This window comes from Pseudoalteromonas peptidolytica (genome assembly GCF_012641745.1).
In the GTDB taxonomy this organism is placed as follows: domain Bacteria; phylum Pseudomonadota; class Gammaproteobacteria; order Enterobacterales; family Alteromonadaceae; genus Pseudoalteromonas; species Pseudoalteromonas peptidolytica.
The window spans coordinates 109,360-127,067 of the sequence record NZ_WEHZ01000001.1; the positions used below are offsets into that span (position 1 = coordinate 109,360).

At 42.7% G+C, this 17,708-nt stretch carries 13 protein-coding genes and 1 tRNA gene; 5 read left to right on the plus strand and 9 right to left on the minus strand.

Going from position 1 to position 17,708, the window contains the following annotated elements; all coding sequences use genetic code 11:
• Positions 1-176: 176 nt before the first annotated feature.
• Positions 177-1,289 carry an LPS export ABC transporter permease LptF gene (gene lptF, locus F9Y84_RS00490; protein WP_125250567.1) on the plus strand — a complete coding sequence of 371 codons (1,113 nt, stop codon included), beginning with the start codon at positions 177-179 and terminating at the stop codon, positions 1,287-1,289.
• On the plus strand, positions 1,286-2,353 hold the full coding sequence (gene lptG, locus F9Y84_RS00495) for an LPS export ABC transporter permease LptG (RefSeq protein ID WP_125250566.1): 1,068 nt from the start codon (positions 1,286-1,288) through the stop codon (positions 2,351-2,353). Before lptF ends, lptG begins: the two co-directional genes overlap by 4 nt.
• A 140-nt stretch (positions 2,354-2,493) precedes the next feature.
• On the opposite strand, the gene F9Y84_RS00500 is transcribed toward lptG, so the two are convergent.
• Positions 2,494-2,991 (minus strand): RDD family protein, encoded by a 498-nt coding sequence (locus F9Y84_RS00500; RefSeq protein WP_147391106.1) that lies wholly within the window; start codon positions 2,989-2,991, stop codon positions 2,494-2,496.
• Positions 2,992-3,308: 317 nt separating this feature from the next.
• On the opposite strand from F9Y84_RS00500, the gene F9Y84_RS00505 reads away from it, so the two are divergent.
• Positions 3,309-3,393, plus strand: a tRNA-Leu gene (locus tag F9Y84_RS00505).
• A 1,040-nt stretch (positions 3,394-4,433) separates the two neighbouring features.
• Here F9Y84_RS00505 and F9Y84_RS00510 read toward each other — a convergent pair.
• The 8 genes from F9Y84_RS00510 to F9Y84_RS00545 form a co-directional block, all read right to left on the minus strand.
• A complete protein-coding gene (locus tag F9Y84_RS00510) occupies positions 4,434-5,708 on the minus strand; it encodes an O-antigen ligase family protein (RefSeq protein ID WP_147388770.1) in 1,275 nt (424 codons plus the stop codon).
• A 37-nt stretch (positions 5,709-5,745) separates the two neighbouring features.
• On the minus strand, positions 5,746-7,137 hold the full coding sequence (locus tag F9Y84_RS00515) for a GumC family protein (RefSeq protein WP_147388771.1): 1,392 nt from the start codon (positions 7,135-7,137) through the stop codon (positions 5,746-5,748).
• A gap of 12 nt (positions 7,138-7,149) precedes the next feature.
• On the minus strand, positions 7,150-8,424 hold the full coding sequence (locus F9Y84_RS00520) for a polysaccharide biosynthesis/export family protein (protein ID WP_128730894.1): 1,275 nt from the start codon (positions 8,422-8,424) through the stop codon (positions 7,150-7,152).
• Positions 8,425-8,732: 308 nt separating this feature from the next.
• Positions 8,733-9,755: a glycosyltransferase family 2 protein gene (locus F9Y84_RS00525; RefSeq protein ID WP_128730895.1), complete on the minus strand. Its 1,023-nt coding sequence runs from the start codon at positions 9,753-9,755 to the stop codon at positions 8,733-8,735.
• 19 nt (positions 9,756-9,774) lie between these two features.
• Complete coding sequence (locus F9Y84_RS00530; RefSeq protein ID WP_128730896.1) at positions 9,775-11,016, minus strand: oligosaccharide flippase family protein; 1,242 nt, start codon at positions 11,014-11,016, stop codon at positions 9,775-9,777.
• Positions 11,017-11,219: 203 nt separating this feature from the next.
• Complete coding sequence (locus tag F9Y84_RS00535; protein ID WP_147388772.1) at positions 11,220-12,674, minus strand: sigma-54-dependent transcriptional regulator; 1,455 nt, start codon at positions 12,672-12,674, stop codon at positions 11,220-11,222.
• 359 nt (positions 12,675-13,033) lie between these two features.
• Positions 13,034-13,555 carry a hypothetical protein gene (locus F9Y84_RS00540; RefSeq protein WP_168756737.1) on the minus strand — a complete coding sequence of 174 codons (522 nt, stop codon included), beginning with the start codon at positions 13,553-13,555 and terminating at the stop codon, positions 13,034-13,036.
• 9 nt (positions 13,556-13,564) lie between these two features.
• A complete protein-coding gene (locus F9Y84_RS00545; RefSeq protein WP_147388774.1) occupies positions 13,565-15,196 on the minus strand; it encodes an LruC domain-containing protein in 1,632 nt (543 codons plus the stop codon).
• Positions 15,197-15,544: 348 nt separating this feature from the next.
• Here F9Y84_RS00545 and F9Y84_RS00550 point away from each other — a divergent pair, with 348 nt between their 5' ends.
• Positions 15,545-16,279: a hypothetical protein gene (locus F9Y84_RS00550; protein ID WP_147388775.1), complete on the plus strand. Its 735-nt coding sequence runs from the start codon at positions 15,545-15,547 to the stop codon at positions 16,277-16,279.
• A 186-nt stretch (positions 16,280-16,465) separates the two neighbouring features.
• Positions 16,466-17,707, plus strand: coding sequence for a WecB/TagA/CpsF family glycosyltransferase (locus F9Y84_RS00555; RefSeq protein ID WP_147388776.1), 1,242 nt, complete (start codon positions 16,466-16,468; stop codon positions 17,705-17,707).
• Position 17,708 lies beyond the last annotated feature (1 nt).

Here is a 17,708-nt window from a genome sequence, read left to right on the forward strand (position 1 = left end):
TATGTCTTTTTGAACTTTTGATGTCAACACACTTTCCTACATTAAAGTCGTGATTATGCTTTAACCTTAGGTAGGATATTGCGTTACATTGACATATAATAAACTGACTAAAATAATCAGTTTACTCAATTTTTCCCACTATTCCAGTGAAACGAGACGTTTTATAGGGACGAACATTGCTTATTTTCCGCTATTTAACGGGTGAGGTACTAAAATCTCAGATTGCGGTTTTTCTCACCCTAATGACAATTTTTTTGTCACAAAAGTTTGTACTCATTCTGAGCTCTGCATCTGAAGGAGGTATACCCGGTAAGTTAGTGCTTGCTATGCTAGCCTTGAAATTGCCGCAACTTGCTGGCTACATTTTACCGCTGAGCCTCTTTCTTGGGATAATTCTTGCGTACAGTCGCATCTATGCTGACAGTGAAATGACAGTATTAAAAGCCTGCGGGGTAAGCGAATGGTATGTTGTGCGAGTGACGTTGGTGTCTAGCGCCTTCTTTGCGTTACTTGCGGCTTGCGTGAGCATGTATATAGCGCCATGGGCCAGTGAAAAAGAGTATCAGCTAAGAGAGCAGGCTGATGCCGAGTCAGGGTTATCTGCCCTTCGTGCAGGTAGGTTTCAACAAACCGGAAACGAAAAAGCGGTGGTATTTGTCCATGGGATCAGTGACCAGGGACGTGAACTAAACAAAGTATTTGTAGCACAACTCCCTGAAAAAGATTCCAATCAGGCTGCACGCTTAGTGTATGCCCAAAAAGGCGAAGTCATAGAATTAGAGACCGGTGAGCAGCAGCTGTTGCTTCATGACGGTAAACGCTACGAAACCGATGGTTTCAGTCAGGCGCTAAATAGAACTGAATTTGGTAGCTATCAAGTGCAAATTAAAGAACAAGAAATAGAGCATCAGCGTCGAAAACTAGAGGCTATTCCTAGTCTACAGTTACTAGAAATGGATACGCCTGAAGCCAAAGCACAATTTCAGTTGAGACTGTCAGTACCTATTTCTATTTTGTTGCTAACTCTGCTCGCAGTCCCACTGAGTGTGGTTAACCCAAGGCAAGGCAAATTTGCGAAATTGGTTCCTGCTATCGCATTATATTTGGGCTATTTTATCCTCCTCAATGCCGGTAAATTTTTACTAGCGGAAGAAAAAGTTCCTGCATCTGTTGGTTTATGGTGGATCCACCTATGTGTACTATTTATTGGTGTTTATTTAATCGCTAAGGGACGGCCGTTTGGTGTTTGGGTGCGATCGGTATTTATGAAGCGGGAGACAACGGCATGATGAAGACACTAGATTGGTATCTAGGCCGAAGTATCCTGCAAACTACTGGGTTTGCACTGCTGGTATTTGTGGGTATTAATACCTTAATCAAGTTTATTGAACAGTTGCGCTCTGTGGGTCGTGGAAGCTATGACCTGCTTGGTGCGATGTTATATACCCTTTATAGCATGCCCAGTGATGTCGTGGTGTTTTTTCCTATGGCCGCATTAATAGGTGGCTTAATTGGGCTTGGCGCGTTGGCATCTAGCAGCGAACTTATTGTGATGCAGGCCGCAGGTTGGTCACGCCTGCAAATTATAATGTCAGTAATGAAGACCGCGGTGGTACTGGCGTTATTTATGATGGCTTTGGGAGAGTGGGGCGCTCCTAAGGCAGAGCAAACTGCAAAAAAGCTCAAAAATGAAGCTATCTATGGTGGTGAAGTTTACAGTGCTCAGCGTGGTGTTTGGGCTAAAGACGGGAGCAATTTCATCAACATCAGTAATGTTGAAAAAAGTGGGCAATTAAAAGACATTGCCATCTACTACTTCGACGATTCGCTGACTCTTGCAAAAATTGTGCGTGCGCAATCGGCACAAAGCACCCCGAGTGGCTGGCAATTGCAGGATGTTGAAGAAGTGCTTTTGAGTCAGCAGCAAATCACTACTCACTATTCCAAATCCATGTTGTATGAATCTGAGTTAAGTGAGGACAGGCTTGGCGTAGTCTCAGTAGAACCAGACGCGCTATCTTTTACGGGGTTATGGTCGTTTTTAGCGTATTTGAAACAAAATGAGCAAGACGCAAGTAGTTACGAGCTGGCGCTATGGCGTAAGGTGATGCAGCCGCTGACGATAGGAGTGATGCTGTTGGTCGCACTTTCTTTTATTTTTGGGCCTCTTAGAACAGTAAGCATGGGAGCCAGAATTATCATGGGGGTGATCACTGGTTTAGCATTTCATTTGAGTAATGAAATTTTTGGCCCCATCGTGATGGTGTATCAAGTGCCTCCCGTTGTTGGGGCGCTGATGCCAAGTTTATTATTCATTGGATTGGCAATACATCTACTAAAAAGACAAAATTAATACCAATTCGCTAACTTTACTCCCTCAAATTTAGTTGGTATTCATGCTGATTGGTATTACCTTTTCAGCTAAAAAATATAGGCCTTCAAGTGAGGCCTATATTTTTGCACGCAGAATAACGGTTGTTGCTGAGCGAAAATTCAGCCCAAGCTGTTGTATACCTTTTTATTTTCTTCTTTACTTAGTACGATAACTTGCGTTCCACAGAGTAAATCTTGCAGCGATCTTTTCTTCTTAAAGTCGATTAGCACTAATAAATTGCCAAGTCCAAGTAGAGCACATAAGCTTCTCGCAATTGCGGTTGGCCAAGTCAATAACTCACCATTATGTGTTTGTACTTTTAAGCGCCAAGCTCGCATACCGATAGTCTGGCCGCTCTTTGTCCAGAAATAAGCGAAAAATAGTACAGATACAGCCACTAGTAAGACTGTTCTTGCCGTATATAAAATTGGGGTTGCTTGGATCAAAGCAGACACATCTTCATGGCTACCTAGTGACAAGAGCCCAAATGAAATAAATCCATTAACAATAAGCAGAAATACAATAGTCGTAAGCATGGCAAATGCAATTACAACTAAGCTGTCGTATATAAGTGAAGCCAAACGGCGTGCAAAGTTCGCAGGAACGATGTTGGACATAACAACTCTCATCATTACAAGGTTGACGCGTATTCTACACATAAACGTGTAAAACGTTTACTCAATTACATTAACTAATGGCCTAGTAATACGTTACCTTTATCATTTTTACAGCAATAAAGTTGACGTTTGGCTGAAATCTAGCATCTTGTGTGCAAATAACAAGCAGTTAACGCGATATTGCAAAAAAATTACTTGCCGTTCTGCATCGCCTTTGTATAATGCAAAGCATAGAGACGAAGGCAAATAAAAAAAGCCCAAGCTCAAAGTGGTTTTTCTTTATTTTCTCTTGTTTTAGAAGATGAAAGAAAAATTATGCCAGTGTGATGGAATTGGTAGACATGACGGATTCAAAATCCGTTGCCTTCGGGCGTGGCGGTTCAAGTCCGCCCACTGGTACCACTTTTTATAACCCTTGCTTTTTAGCAAGGGTTTTTTTATGCCTTGAATTTGTGTGTTGAAAATAGTGGTGTCGGACTTGGTCGCCACGCGGGTGGCGCTAATACAAATTCAGAGTCCGCCCACTGGTACCACTTTTATAGCCCTTGCTTTTTAGCAAGGTTTTTTTATGCCTTGAATTTGTGTGTTGAAAATAGTGGTGTCGGACTTGGTCGCCACGCGGGTGGCGCTAATACAAATTCAGAGTCCGCCCACTGGTACCACTTTTATGGCCCTTGCTTTTTAGCAAGGGTTTTTTTATGCCTCGAATTTGTGTCTTGAAAATAGTGGTGTCGGACTTGGTCGCCACGCGGGTGGCGCTAATACAAATTCAGAGTCCGCCCACTGGTACCACTTTTATGGCCCTTGCTTTTTAGCAAGGGTTTTTTATGTCTTGAAAATAGTGGTGTCGGACTTGGTCGCCACGCGGGTGGCGCTAATACAAATTCAGAGTCCGCCTACTGGTGCCACTTTTATAGCCCTTGCTTTTTAGCAAGGTTTTTTTATGCCTCGAATTTGTGTATTAAAAATAGTGGTGTCGGACTTGGTCGCCACGCGGGTGGCGCTAATACAAATTCAGAGTCCGCCCACTGGTACCACTTTTTATAACCCTTGCTTTTTAGCAAGGTTTTTTTTATGTCTTGAATTTGTGTATTAAAAATAGTGGTGTCGGACTTGGTCGCCACGCGGGTGGCGCTAATACAAATTCAGAGTCCGCCCACTGGTACCACTTTTTATAACCCTTGCTTTTTAGCAAGGTTTTTTTTATGTCTTGAATTTGTGTATTAAAAATAGTGGTGTCGGACTTGGTCGCCACGCGGGTGGCGCTAATACAAATTCAGAGTCCGCCCACTGATACCGCTTTTTATAACCCTTGCTTTTTAGTAAGGTTTTTTATGCCTCGAATTTGTGCATTGAAAATAGCGGTGTCGGACTCACAGCAAGTGGATAGCGCCACGCAGGTTGCGCAAATATGAGTTTAGCGTTGACTGTGTGGCTAAGTGTTAGCCCGTATCGCGTTCTGAAAATGCGAAGCCAAACCATAATAACGCAGGCCAGAATAGATAAGATAAAATTTCTAAATTTTCGAAAAAGCTGTAGCAGATTAGTACAGTGAGCAAGCAAAACGCAATTTGCGAGGTTTTTGAGGTTTGTGCGTGCCATAAAAAATAAAGTGCTGATATTATCATTGGAATAGCCAATGCGAATGCACCGACTAACCCTTTAACAAATAGCAGCCCGTACCAACTATGATGCGACCCTATCGGCATAAACTCAACCATCTTAGGCCCTCTTTCAACAATGCCATGCCCCCAAATCGGTGCTTCGGCCTGCCAGCGTTGGATAGCAATATTGGCAAGCGCCTGTCTTACGCGAGTAGAACCCGGCCTTTGTTGCTTTATGGCTTCATAAGAGTCCATGATGGCGTTATAAATAGGCTCTCCCAAGAGTAAGATGGTCGGCACAATAATTCCAAGACAGATGAGGAGCCAAGGCTCTTTTAGCTTGTCACTAAAAATCACAAGTGGAAAAAGCATAATAAAAATAGCCATGCCGGCTCTTGATTGAGACAACAGTAACATAGCCCAGCACCCTGCAATTGCCCAGCGGCGTATTCGTGTGTTTTTTTCTTGTAAACAGAAGACTAAATACGTACATGCCATAAAGCCAGCAGCAGGTGCCCAAGGGGTAAAAAAGCGCCAGCGCCCAGCTCCAGTTTCGGGGTTGATACCATAAAAACTCACCATAAAGAAACTTTCACCAGGGCCTCCTATCACTTTTAACGGAGACAAAAATATATCTCCGGGTAACCTGACAATGTAAAAAGCAAGAGAAACTAGCGCAAAGATAAAGGTATGAATCGCAATAATACAAACGCCACGAACAACAACTTCTTTCCGGATCTGTGCAAGATTTGCAATCAATGGGAAAATTGCCAGTAGTGCCCAGCCTTTCATCCATCCTATTGACGATTTTATTGTTTGTGGCAGCCCGAGAGACCACTCACTATGTGCCATTAGTAAGGCTACAAGCATGACTATCATAGCGATGATCCAGAGCCAAACCATGAACGAAATTGGAGTGTATTTGCGATGTGTCTGGACATACATACGCAGCATTATAACAAATGCGATTATCCACCCGATTACTGAGCCCATCACGTATAGCATCCCCAATAAAAACATCGGGTAGGTAAGAACAAGCCCAGCCCACACCAGCATCTCTTCGGTACTGATGAAACGCTTGTCCTGCACTGGCAAGGCGGCTTTCATTAACATCGTTAGCTCCTTGATTTATTGTCCTGATTAGCTGCGTCTACTCTGGTTTTTGCAAAATAGCTGACACTATCTCTCTGCGCTTGTTCACCATGAGCATACCCATTGTTAGGAAGATCATTGCAGCTAATGCTGCTGCTATCGCAATACTTTTTTTCGGACTTGTCGAATGGATTGCAAGTGAAGGCGGTGTCATTAATTGGATAACCGGGTATGATGCAAATACGTCCGCTTTGCTCGCCTCTAAGCGGGCTGCTGCTGAAGTAAATACGGCTTCAGCTAAGTCAAACTCTCTTTCTAGCCGATCTAATTCAGCGGCTTCACGTGCATATATTTTGATTTTCTCACTTAATAATTGTGCTGAATTTTCGAGTTCAGAGCGCTTGGCTTCGATGCCTTTTTTGGCAGCAAAAGCGCTTATAAGATCAGCAAACAGTTGCGCTCTATTTGGATTGCTCTCAAGATCCATTGTTTGGAAAGCATGTGCCGCATGTGGGCCTACCAAACCCTCTGAACGTGTGCGAAGGGCTTGTTTTGACTGCTCAAACCTAGCAAGTTCTGCTTTTACTTTTGGGTGTCCTTCATCCCAGCGAGAGCGGTATTCACTTAATTGTGATGAGGACTCTGTAAGTTCAGATAGGTAGGCTCTAAACTCACCATCGGATTGTAAAGCGAAGGCCTGTCCTGCCATAGACGGTGAGACACCAAGGTCAACGCTTAATTGCGTGACATAATATTCAGAGCGGCCAATCTCTGCTTTTGTTATAACAATTTGTTCTTTGAGGTTAGCAAGGGTGCCAATATGTTGTGTTAGCTGGTCTTTGGATACAAGTAAGGAGCGCTGTTGGAAGTCTGTAATATTATTTCTGGCAATGTTAAGGCGCTCTCTGTATTGATCTAACACAGCTTTAATGCTCTCGTCTCTGCGAGATACTTCATCAGCTCTTAAAAATTTAAGTTGCTCCTGCAGTGCGTTGAATAACGCCCATGCTTTTTGCTCTGCCAGCTTGGCTGACGAGGCGCTTATCTCGACATTTAGAATTGACGTTTGCTCAGTAAGTCTCACTTTTGGTCGACCAAAACTTTTTACGTCCATGCTGAGTGATGTTGCTGCACTTTCAAGTAAATTTCTGCTCATCAACATTTCTTTGTAATTGACTCTAGGGTTGTAACCTTTTCCAAAAGGAGCGCTGGTGGATGAAACGACTTGACCCACTTCATCCAGTGACACATTACTATTTGCACCTGTACCGGGTAAAACCATATCTAAATCACTGCTGTATTTTGGGGGCTGTTGTAAATAGAACAAAACCAGCAGAGTGATCACGCAATAGCTGATCAGACAAGTCACCAGATATGGTCTTCGTAATGTGCGATAGATTGATGCTCTAAAGCGACTATATGGAGTCGTAGTTTGTAAGTGGTTACTCATAACAAGTCCCCCTTAATTTAGAGCCGAAAACGGCGCGATTAAGTCAAGTAGCGTACCCGCGATGTCTCTAAGGTTAGTAACATCAGAGTCGTAGCAAGCAATGGCATCATTTGGCATGACATAGGGGTTAATTAAATCCCGATATGGCATTCTCATTAACTGTTCAACAGAGCGCTCTATTACTTGAGTTTGACCTGTAATTGGGTTATTGCTCACCAACGCCACACGTCGAGGGGCATTAGTGTAGGCTTTGCCACCAACACAGTTTGCAGAGATAGCAGCTTGAAGTAAACGCGTTCCATAGGGTAGGTTGCTAGAAAAACGTCCAATAGCTGCATTGGAGTTGCTCATTGCTGAGTCAATTAAATTTGACATAAACACCCTGAATCCTTTTGGTGTTATTTGTGACGGTCTAACTAAGTGCGGTTGAAAGCAACCAGTACTTGGCACTATCACTTGATCGCCAGCAATCAACGCATAATCTTTAACAGGTTGACCGGTTAGTATGCCGCTGAGGTCAGCTTCAATCTGCCAGCCTTGTCTGATTAGTATCACTTGATCAAGCTTTGCGTCAGGACGGATCCCAGCCGCAGCTCGGATAGCTTCAGACAGCAAGCGTTGGTTAGAATAATCACCAGAGGCACCAATGCGCTCTTCCATTACTTGCTCTGGTAAAGCAGAGTTAATAGTCACTCGTCCGGGTTGAAAAACAGCACCGGACACAGGAACTTCTATTGCTGCCCAATTTAACACTTTAACGCTGACATCAATGGTATAAGCTTTGAATATTTTTGCTTTCGTTAGGGTCAACTCTAATTTTTGTGCTAACTGGTGACTAGTTAAGCCCGACGCTTTTACTGCACCTGCGACCGGCAAGAAAATGGAACCCGTAGTATCGAGAATATAACGGCCGTTAAAGCCCTCACCATACTCCATGCTCAGTTCTATCAAGTCTCCAGGGCTTAAGGGGAGAGACTCTGATGAAAGTGAAGTGGTGATGGCATGTAGCATTTGTTTTGAGTCAGGTAAGAGTAATGGTTTGTCGACACGAAAATTAGTGGGGGCGGCGAATTGTTGTGCATCAACACAATCAATATTTGTGGCAAACACGGAACTTACGGCTTGGTGTTTGATTGCTTTACCTGTAGCGTTTGGATAGCCATAAAACTGCATATCGTCATCTTCAAGCTCCACTAATGCAGCGTTGTTAGCGCATCCCAGTAATATCCCACTCACAAGGGTAACTGTAAGTATCTTTATCCATGTGGCTTTATGTACATGTTTCATAGTGGGCTCCTTGTGGATGCGTTCACTTTGGTTGTTGCATTAATTAGACCAAGTTAATGGCTTGATACAATCAAAACCCAGTTGTATTACCACCATGTTGTTACTTCACCATTTTATATTAAATAAAAACAATAATTTATTAGTAGTTTGCTGCTAAAGGTTATGTGTAGTGTGCCTTTACGAGTTGCAACTAAGCTGCTGCGCTGAGAAGCCCACTTTTACTTCTATATTAGTAACTATATGCGGCATTTTGAGATTTGCATTGCAAAATGAAAAAGGCCAGCTGAGCTGGCCATAAGGTCGAGGGCTTATGCGGTAGTGCGTTTTTGTAATAGTCCGATGGTGCGCATCGTTAGTCGCTCAATGGTGGAATAGACTTTATTGGGCAGAATGCACAGCAGTGAGCAACACCAGGTTAATGTAGTTCTGGTTGGTTCTTCTGTGAGTATTCTCCAGTTAGTCCAAATCGCTTGATGAATAAGTTTTAATGCTTGGAATTTATTCCGTGACTGCAATGCTCGGCGGCTGAGATATCTAAGTTGATAGGCCTGAGCTAAAGAACCAAACTGCTCAAAAAACCAAGCATGTTTTTTACTATTTTTATTTATAGCGTACTGCCAGCTTTTGAATTGATTTGTTAAATTAGCAGACAAACCAGATGCGTTTACACGATAAAAAGTCAGTGGTTCTTCAATACCTTCAAATTTCCATTGCGTGTTTAGTGCTATGCGCAGCCATGTCTCGATATCTTCTGACTGTTTTAAATTTTCATCGAAATACTGGCGCCAGCTTCGTTTTCCATCATTAAATGCGATCTGGCTAAGTACATCTTTTCTAATGACAGGCGCAGAACCATTGCCGATAGGATTTCTACATAGTATGGTTTTAGCATTGATGTGCTTAAGTGATGGAAATTGTCCAATACCTAATGGTTTGCTCTGCTCATCGACAAATAAAGAAGGGCAGTAGCTAACCCCTAACTCATAATCACGATCTAAGTGATATACGTGCTTTTCAAGCTTTCTAGGATCCCAAAAGTCATCAGCATCAAGAAACGCAATATATTTACCACGTGCAACACGGATCCCAGTATTTCTAGCCCCGGAAAGTCCTCTATTTGGTTGGCGAACAATTTTTATCCGTGCGTCTTTATAGTCAGTCAAATAGTTCAATGTATTGTCTGTACAGCCATCATCGACACAAATAACTTCAAAATTCTTAAAGGTTTGATTCAACACCGAGCAGATACACTCATCAATATATTTTTCGACGTTGAACATCGGGATAATGACACTTACTTTTGGATACACCTTATTTTTTGAACTTTTCATAGTACTCTCCGATAAGATTTTAAGCTGGATCAGGCTGTAGATATCTTGATGTGATATCAGCCAAAGGAAATAGAAGCCAAACTATGCTGCCGCCTAATAAGGTAACAGCAAGTTGAACGGGTGAACTGGGCATGACAATTGCGACGCTAAGTAACGATACGACTAATGCAAACACGCAAAAGTGGCAATCTCGCTTGTACTGTGCTTCGCTTCTTAGCACTGTGGTGTAGGTGTCGACCCATACTGAGCTTACCGCCACAAGACACAGTAACGATGTGGTATCAAAACTGCTTTGCCATTGTGACGAAAATAAAATTGGCACGTATACTGGCACTGCTAGGGCTTGAATCATAAATATGCTTGATACTGCAAACGTTGTTATAAAAATAAGTTTTTGACTATTGTGGTCGCTGTTGTTTTGCAGTGCACGGCGGCATATAAACGGATATAGCGCGCTGGTGTAGGCTTGACTAATCGACATCGCCAGCCCAATTCCTGCGCTTTTTGCAAAACTGTAGATTCCAAATAACTCCGGCGTTAATAACCGTGCTGCGATAAAGGTATCCATGTTTATTCTTAAAGACCGCAAGATTTCGCTGATGGCGAGCTGCGATGAGGACTTAAGTAATAAACGAAAGGTGTCTTTGTGATAACTCAGTTTGTGTGAAAGGCAAGGTACGAACGAAAAACACGCGAGCCACAGAAGGGCGAAACACCACTTGGCTATGACTACAGCCATCATGTGCGCATCAAAGTAAAGAGCAACAGCAATAGTGACATTTTCAACAATAATGCACGCGCTACTTATTAGGCTAAATAAGCCCATTCTGTTACTACGTTGAAGAAGAAAAACACGGGTACTTACTGCGGGAAAGGCAAGATATGTGAGTGCCATTAAAGCAACTAAAGCGAATATATCATGCTCTGGAAAAGCCCATTGTGCACTCCATCCTATGGCAATTTGAATGAGACACAGCGACGTACAAAGCAGCCATTGTATCAACAAACCATTTCCTAAAAATAATGGGAGCGACTCATCCGAGGCGCGAATTATTTGCACGCCAGCGCCAGAGCGAAGAAGTAATCTAAGTACTTCATGGATGGTGAGAGCAAGCATCACTGCACCATACTCTGTGGGGGTGAAATACACCGCCATGGCCATGATGCTAAAAAGTCGAGAACCTTTTGCAACGATTTCAGCACCAACCAAATATGAGGTGTTGGATACAAGAATACTTGATGTGCTTTTTGGATTACTCATAGCAGGCGGCCTCTAGAAACTATCGGTATACAGTTCCAAGAAGCATGCCAAATGTAGGTTAGATAGTAACTTTTCTTATTCTATTGATTTTTATTGGTTTTTATTTTTTTCAGGATGGTGAAGCAAATTTGGAGAGGAAAATCGCACTTTGCGAATTTTATCTTTTGCAAAGTGCAATTCATTTTACGTGTACTAAATTAATGCTATGAAGTCGCCTCTGACCATTGTTGTATCTTTCTATATAAGGTAGAGGGGCTAACTTCTAATAGGCTCGCTGCTTTTACGACATTGTCATCACATAAAAGCAATGCTTGTTCAATGGCAACACGTTCAACTTCCGCTAAGGGCGCTACGTTTTTACTCTCTTTTTGAATGCTAGTGGAACCTTGTCCTATCGGTGGAATGTCAGCAGCCTTTGGGTTCGGTTCGGTTTTAGTAACCAAGGGGGTTGGGGTATCACCAGGAAGGTGCGCTTGAACAACATCATAATCTATTAATGGCCCGTCTGACATCACAACAATGCTATGCACAAAGTTTTCTAGTTGGCGCACGTTTCCTGGCCAGTCAAACTGTAATATGAGTTGCTCTGCACGGTCAGAAAACCCAACAAAAATTTTATTCTCTAATTCGCTAAATCGTTGTAAAAAGTGTTGTGCCAGTAGTAAGACATCCCGCCCCCTATCATGCAGTGGCGGTAAATCGATAGAAATAACATTGAGCCGATAATATAAATCTTCCCTTAGGTGATTATCTGCAATAGCTTGATAGGGATCTCTGTTGGTAGCACAAACAAAGCGCACATCGACTTTTTCAGTTTTTGCACTGCCCACTTTTTGAAACGAACCAGTTTGCACAAAACGTAAAATTTTAGCCTGTAAAGCAATATCCATTTCTCCTAATTCATCAAGAAACAGAGTACCACCATCGGCTTCGGAAGCTGCGCCATCACGATTGGCAATTGCACCAGAGAAGGCGCCTTTGATATGGCCAAATATTTCAGATTCCATAAGATCTTTAGGGATCGCGGCGCAATTCAAGCATATAAAAGGCTCATTACTGCGTTCACTTGAGTGGTGAATGGCCTCTGCTGCAAGTTCTTTACCCGTACCGCTTGGTCCCGTGATGAATACATTTGCTCTACTTGGTCCTGCTTTTTCTATTGCTCTATATACGGTTTGCATGGCGATAGAATCACCAACAAAGCGATGAAACCCTGTGCGGTATTCGCTTTTGTAGCGTGCAAGGCTAGAGCGTAGCATATTGCGCTCGGCAATCAGCATCTTAGTCTGTATCGCCTGTTCTATCGTTAATTTAATACTATCAACTTCGAATGGCTTTTGTAAGTAGCCCCAGACTTTTCCTTGGTTAATGGCATGGATCAACCCATCTAAATCTGTATATGCAGTAAGCATAATACGTAAAGTATCAGGATATCGTTCTGCTACTTCACCCAGGAACTCTATCCCTGACATATTGGGCATCATTTTATCTGAAATGACCACATCAATTGGGCGCTCCTCAAGTAGTGCAAGCCCTTCCTCACCACTGTTTGCAGTAAGAACTTCGTATGGCTCGTCTCTCAACGCCCTGATCAGGGAGCGAAGTATAAGCGGCTCATCATCTACAAATAGTAGCGTAATATTGTGTATTGGCTCCATTAATCTCTCACTACTTTGGCTTTCCTGTAACTTATTTATAGCAGCTCAACGGCTATCTAATCAAAAAGAAGTGCTGTTTAATTACACATATTGAATTATGGTCTATCTAAACCGAAAAAGCTGCACTTCTACTCCAGAAGCGCAGCTGTCATCGGGGCGAGGGATTATTGACCAGAGTTTTGCAGAATTAACGCGGTTCTGGTGACCGTCTTCTGTGCCAAATCACGTTAACACTATGCTCTTCGGTCAACTAGTGATGTATAACTTCATCAAGTTATCCCCAAAGCGCCACTACTGAGCAATAAGTTGATGAGAGCTTTAACACAATGCGTTACCTCATTCTTAACCTCCCTCGTTTATCAGTAAAACTGATGGCTAATCGTCGATTGCTTTTCTACTGGTACTAGTAAGTGATTGTTCTCCAACATGCCATCAACACTGATCAACAGGGTCTTATAGTGAGCAGGAACATCGAGGTTAAGGCCAAGTTGTCCTGCTGAGTTAAATCGGGTAGTCGCTAACAATGACTTTTCCACCATAGCTTGCTCATCGTACTGGCTTACGCGACTCTTTAACGCATAGACTTTTACTGTTTTAGTTGCCAAAGAGGCACCAAAAACATCATTGCCACTTAAATCTAACGTAACGGCACTACTGGTTTTAAAAGCAAACTTAGGTTTGACATGAAGCTGCTTGGATGTTGCTGCGGTCGAGCTTAGCAGCATGGGATCCGGCTCATACTGGTTGGTTTTAATTTGAGAAACAGGTTGAGATGCTGTTTTCATCTCAGTTTCGTTGTTTGTATCGCCGTCACTGCATCCAAGTAGTGCCAAGCTTACGAGCATAAATAATTTTGTCTGTTGGTTATGTATTTTCATCATAGCCTCCGATTACTGTTCACTATACGTATGTGTTGTTCTTTCGTTGGTGAGATACCAATCTTGTGCCTGTTCACCATTACTCTCGACCCACTGCTCATAGTCTGGATAAGCCCAAACAACATCAATATATTCTCTTGGGTAATTCCAGTCTTCACTGATCATTAATCCCCAAGATAGGTTTTCAGCTGTTCTAAAGTAGCGACCACTGGCAGCATCTGAGGTATCATCTTTTCTACCAAGTCGACTATCGTCAAATAAGTCAGTTGGTGGATAATCAGCCATATGTACTTCCCACGAGCGATCCCAACTGCGATATAAGAAAAAGTCGAAGTCTGCCAAAGCCAAAGCGGAAATGCTGTAGTCGAACTTTACATCTAGTGTAAATGGTACTGGGCTGAAGTTGTCACAGCTCATGACCGTATTAAAGTGGGAGCAACTGCCTGATTGTCCAGTTGTCGTAAACACATGAGTATTGCGCCAAAGTGTAATAACTGCATTTGATTGATATTCTTCTGCGCGTTTTTCATAAGTTTGCCCATCTATTTGGATACTTGCTTCTCCAATTAAACCTGGCTCTGAATCCATCAACCTCAACCCAAATCCGTTATTGTTAGCTGCCCCTCTGGCTGTTATAAAGCCATTTAAAATAAAGCCGCTAACTTGATTGTCAGCATCATAAGTTATACGGATTTGCTGTTTAACCACTAAATCGTTGAGGTCATGATCGCCGCGATTTGGCCAATTATCTTCAAATGCGAAAGTTGCTATACCCGATTCTGATGGGAAATACTGGCTGGATACACGATCATAATCGTTTGGAAATTCATCTTGGTCATCAGGCACGCCATCTGCATCACTGTCGTTCGACTCCGGCATGGGGTTTAGATTTGTGGCAGCAATAGCACTAGCGGGAGAGCTTTTCACACTGAACAGAGCGTCGTTAAAGTCGTTGTCACCCCATGTTCTTGGTAAGTCTTCAAAGCCTATTACGACTTCATCCTGCTCCTCGTCATAGAGTAACACACAGTGCTGCTTGAGAGACTCATCAGCTTCTGGATTTAAGTTAGATAAGGAGTAGTAGTAGGGAACCTTGAATGGTTTAACTCCAGTGTAATACCAAAAGCCATTAGCAGCGATAAAAAAGCCAATACTAGTACCGGCAGGAAACTCACCAATACTTACCCGGTGTCCATTGGTTAAATGTGGATAGCTGAGGTTGGGAAAGACGATGGTTTCTTGCACTTCTTCCGGTGACTGTGGTGGATTCTCAGGGTCAAACGTAAAGTAGCCGAATGAGTTTTTGTAACCAGCGCCTTCGTGGATGAATGTGATAAATACTTCTGCATCCTCAAATAGGTGGATTGTCGAGCCCTGGTCGCCAGTGATAAAAGCCTCGTTTACTCGGCTTTCAGGAAGTGCATTGGCGATCCGCTGAAAAAACTCCGGCGTATATTCCCCGCGGTTGTAGGTAAGTTGATCAGGCTTTCCGGTATTTTGGTTATAGCCTAGTGGCCAAGGTTGGCCAGAGTTGAATTGCCATACGTAGTTACCGCCTTGCTGCTCTACTGCAAGAGACGCTGTGCTCAAGCATAGTGTGCTTGCTACACACAAGGACTGCGGTAATAAAGACTTGTTTTTCATAATTGCCTCCGTGGGCACAAATGGAGATACGACTCACAACGCAGTTATCATGCCAAAATGAAAAGCTTATAATTATTAGGCGTTTACCTCTTCTAGTGTGCTTGTAATCTGAATTTTTCGCATTTTGCAGCGCAGTGTGGTTTGCACAATGGTGAAAAAGATTAGAAAGTCATGAAGAGTGTCAATTAGCTTTCTGTATTGCGACTCTAGTTATTGAGTTTGTTTGAAGTCAGAAATAATAAAAGTATTTTAAATCAGTTTGTTACTGTATTTTGTTTTGTTCGAAAGGTTTGTTATTGGCAGCTGGAGTGGTATTTGCATACCTTTATATCACCTTGGAGGTGATCTATGACAAACGACAACATACTAATATTCAGCATAGCTTTGAATGGTTATCAAATTCGATACCGCCGCCATCTTGCAAGCCAGCGGCGTTACGCTGAGCGCATGGGGTACGACTACACTGTGATCACAAAGCCTTGGGTGACAAATCTTGGTGCGGAGTGCTGCTGGTTAAAGCTGTATCTATTACGCTCAGCGCTGTCGGCTGGCTATGATTATGTGTTGTTTGTCGATGCCGACGCTTACATTCAAGACTCTTGCCCCAACCTATCGAGTGTTATTAAGCCTGATAAGTTTTTGTTTATGGCAAATGGTTATAGCGGCAGGCTAAACTCAGGGGTGATGTTAATGAAGGCCTGCCCCGAAGCGTTGTTGTGGCTCGATAGTATTATCAACGCTATCACTGAGCCTGTTGTCGATATTGAGTCAGTAGGGTGGGGAGAAAATGGTCATGTCATTCACTTTGCGAAAAATTGTGATGGACTTGAGCTATTAAACGAAAAATGGAATAACACTAAAAGCCCACAGTGTTCAGACTATATTAGACATTATAATTACGGACCGATGAAAAATTCAGTAGTCGACCGATTATTTCACAAATTAATATTTAAGCTTTCAAAGCTATTGCTCCACTGCAATTTAAATAATAAGTCAGAAATGCCGCTTAAATTAAAAACGGTAAAAGAACGCATTCCGATATTATTCCATCGTGTCATTTCCGAGTACAAACACTTTTCCTGAGGCCCTATAGGCCTCTTTTGTTATCTGGTATTTGTTTTTTAATTTCATTTTTTAATTCGGAATTGCTTTTGCATTTTGCAACAAATTTACTCTGATATTTATCTATTTTTATTTATAAACAATGAGTTATAGGTTTGGCACGGTAATCGCAAAACTAAGACAAAGCAAACCACACTGAGGTGGATTATGAAAGTCTTAGATTTTGAAACTCAAGTCTCTAGTTCAAAAAGCACACGCATACTCGCGGTGATGATAGCTTCTTTGCTACTGGTACTCCTTATGCCTCTATATGCCGTTAATGTGGTCATAGCGGTTTTATGCTTTTGTGCACCGATAAAGAAAAGATCTTGGATGGACATAAGTGGATGTAGGGTAGAGTTGTACCAGTGGAGTAAAGGCATATTTGCTGATAGCGCTGCATTATTTAATGTCATCAAAGGAGACATTGAGTTCGTGGGAAACCCGTTGGTGAGAGACAATGTTTCTATCCCAAAAGTAGATAACTTCCGCTCGCCGTGTAGCAAATCAGGATTATTTGATTATCTACAGCTTCATAGCCTTACCGGATTAAAGGCCGAAGACCCACAGGCACTGCTTAATAAGCAGGTACAACAGAGTGTCTTGGCCGACCTTGTCATGGTGTTTAAGATTCTCATCTGCCGACTGCTTTATTCAGGCAAGACACTTGACCACACGTCGCGTCCCGTTTTTGGTCTGTCATTCAGTAATTGTCAGATGGAAGAGGCGGTTTCTTGGGTACTTGACAGCACGGCATCGCAAACTTGTCGTACCGCGTTTTTTATCAATGCGAATTCTATCAACCTTGCGGCCGAAAACTCTGCGTTACGCTCAGCGTTGAAAAGCAGCAACCGTAATTTTATCGACGGCTCGGGTATGCGCTTAGCTGTAAGAAAAGTTGGAGTGCAACTAGCTGATAATTGCAATGGTACAGATATGCTCCCGCAACTTTGCGAACGCATGGAAGCGTCTGGAAAATCAGTATTTTTACTTGGTGCAAAACCCGGTGTTGCTGAAAAAGCGGCGCAGTCCCTACGTCAAACATATCCCAATTTGCGGATCGTAGGGTCACACCATGGCTACTTTGACGACGATGAAGCTGTCATTGCGCAAATCAACCAAAGTAAAGCTGATATCGTGCTGGTGGCATTAGGCTCCCCTCGTCAAGAGATATGGGTAGATAGCAACAAACATAAGCTTGAAGCCAGCTGTGCGCTAGCGGTTGGTGGATTATTTGACTTCTTTTCCGGTGATGTTCCAAGAGCACCACTTTGGCTGCGTGAGCTAGGACTTGAGTGGGTTTGGCGATTAATACAACAGCCTAAAGCTAAGTTTCACCGCTACGTTATTGGAAATCCGATATTTTTATTCCGTGTTTATATTCTGAATCAGGCATTGAGAGGGCTTTAAT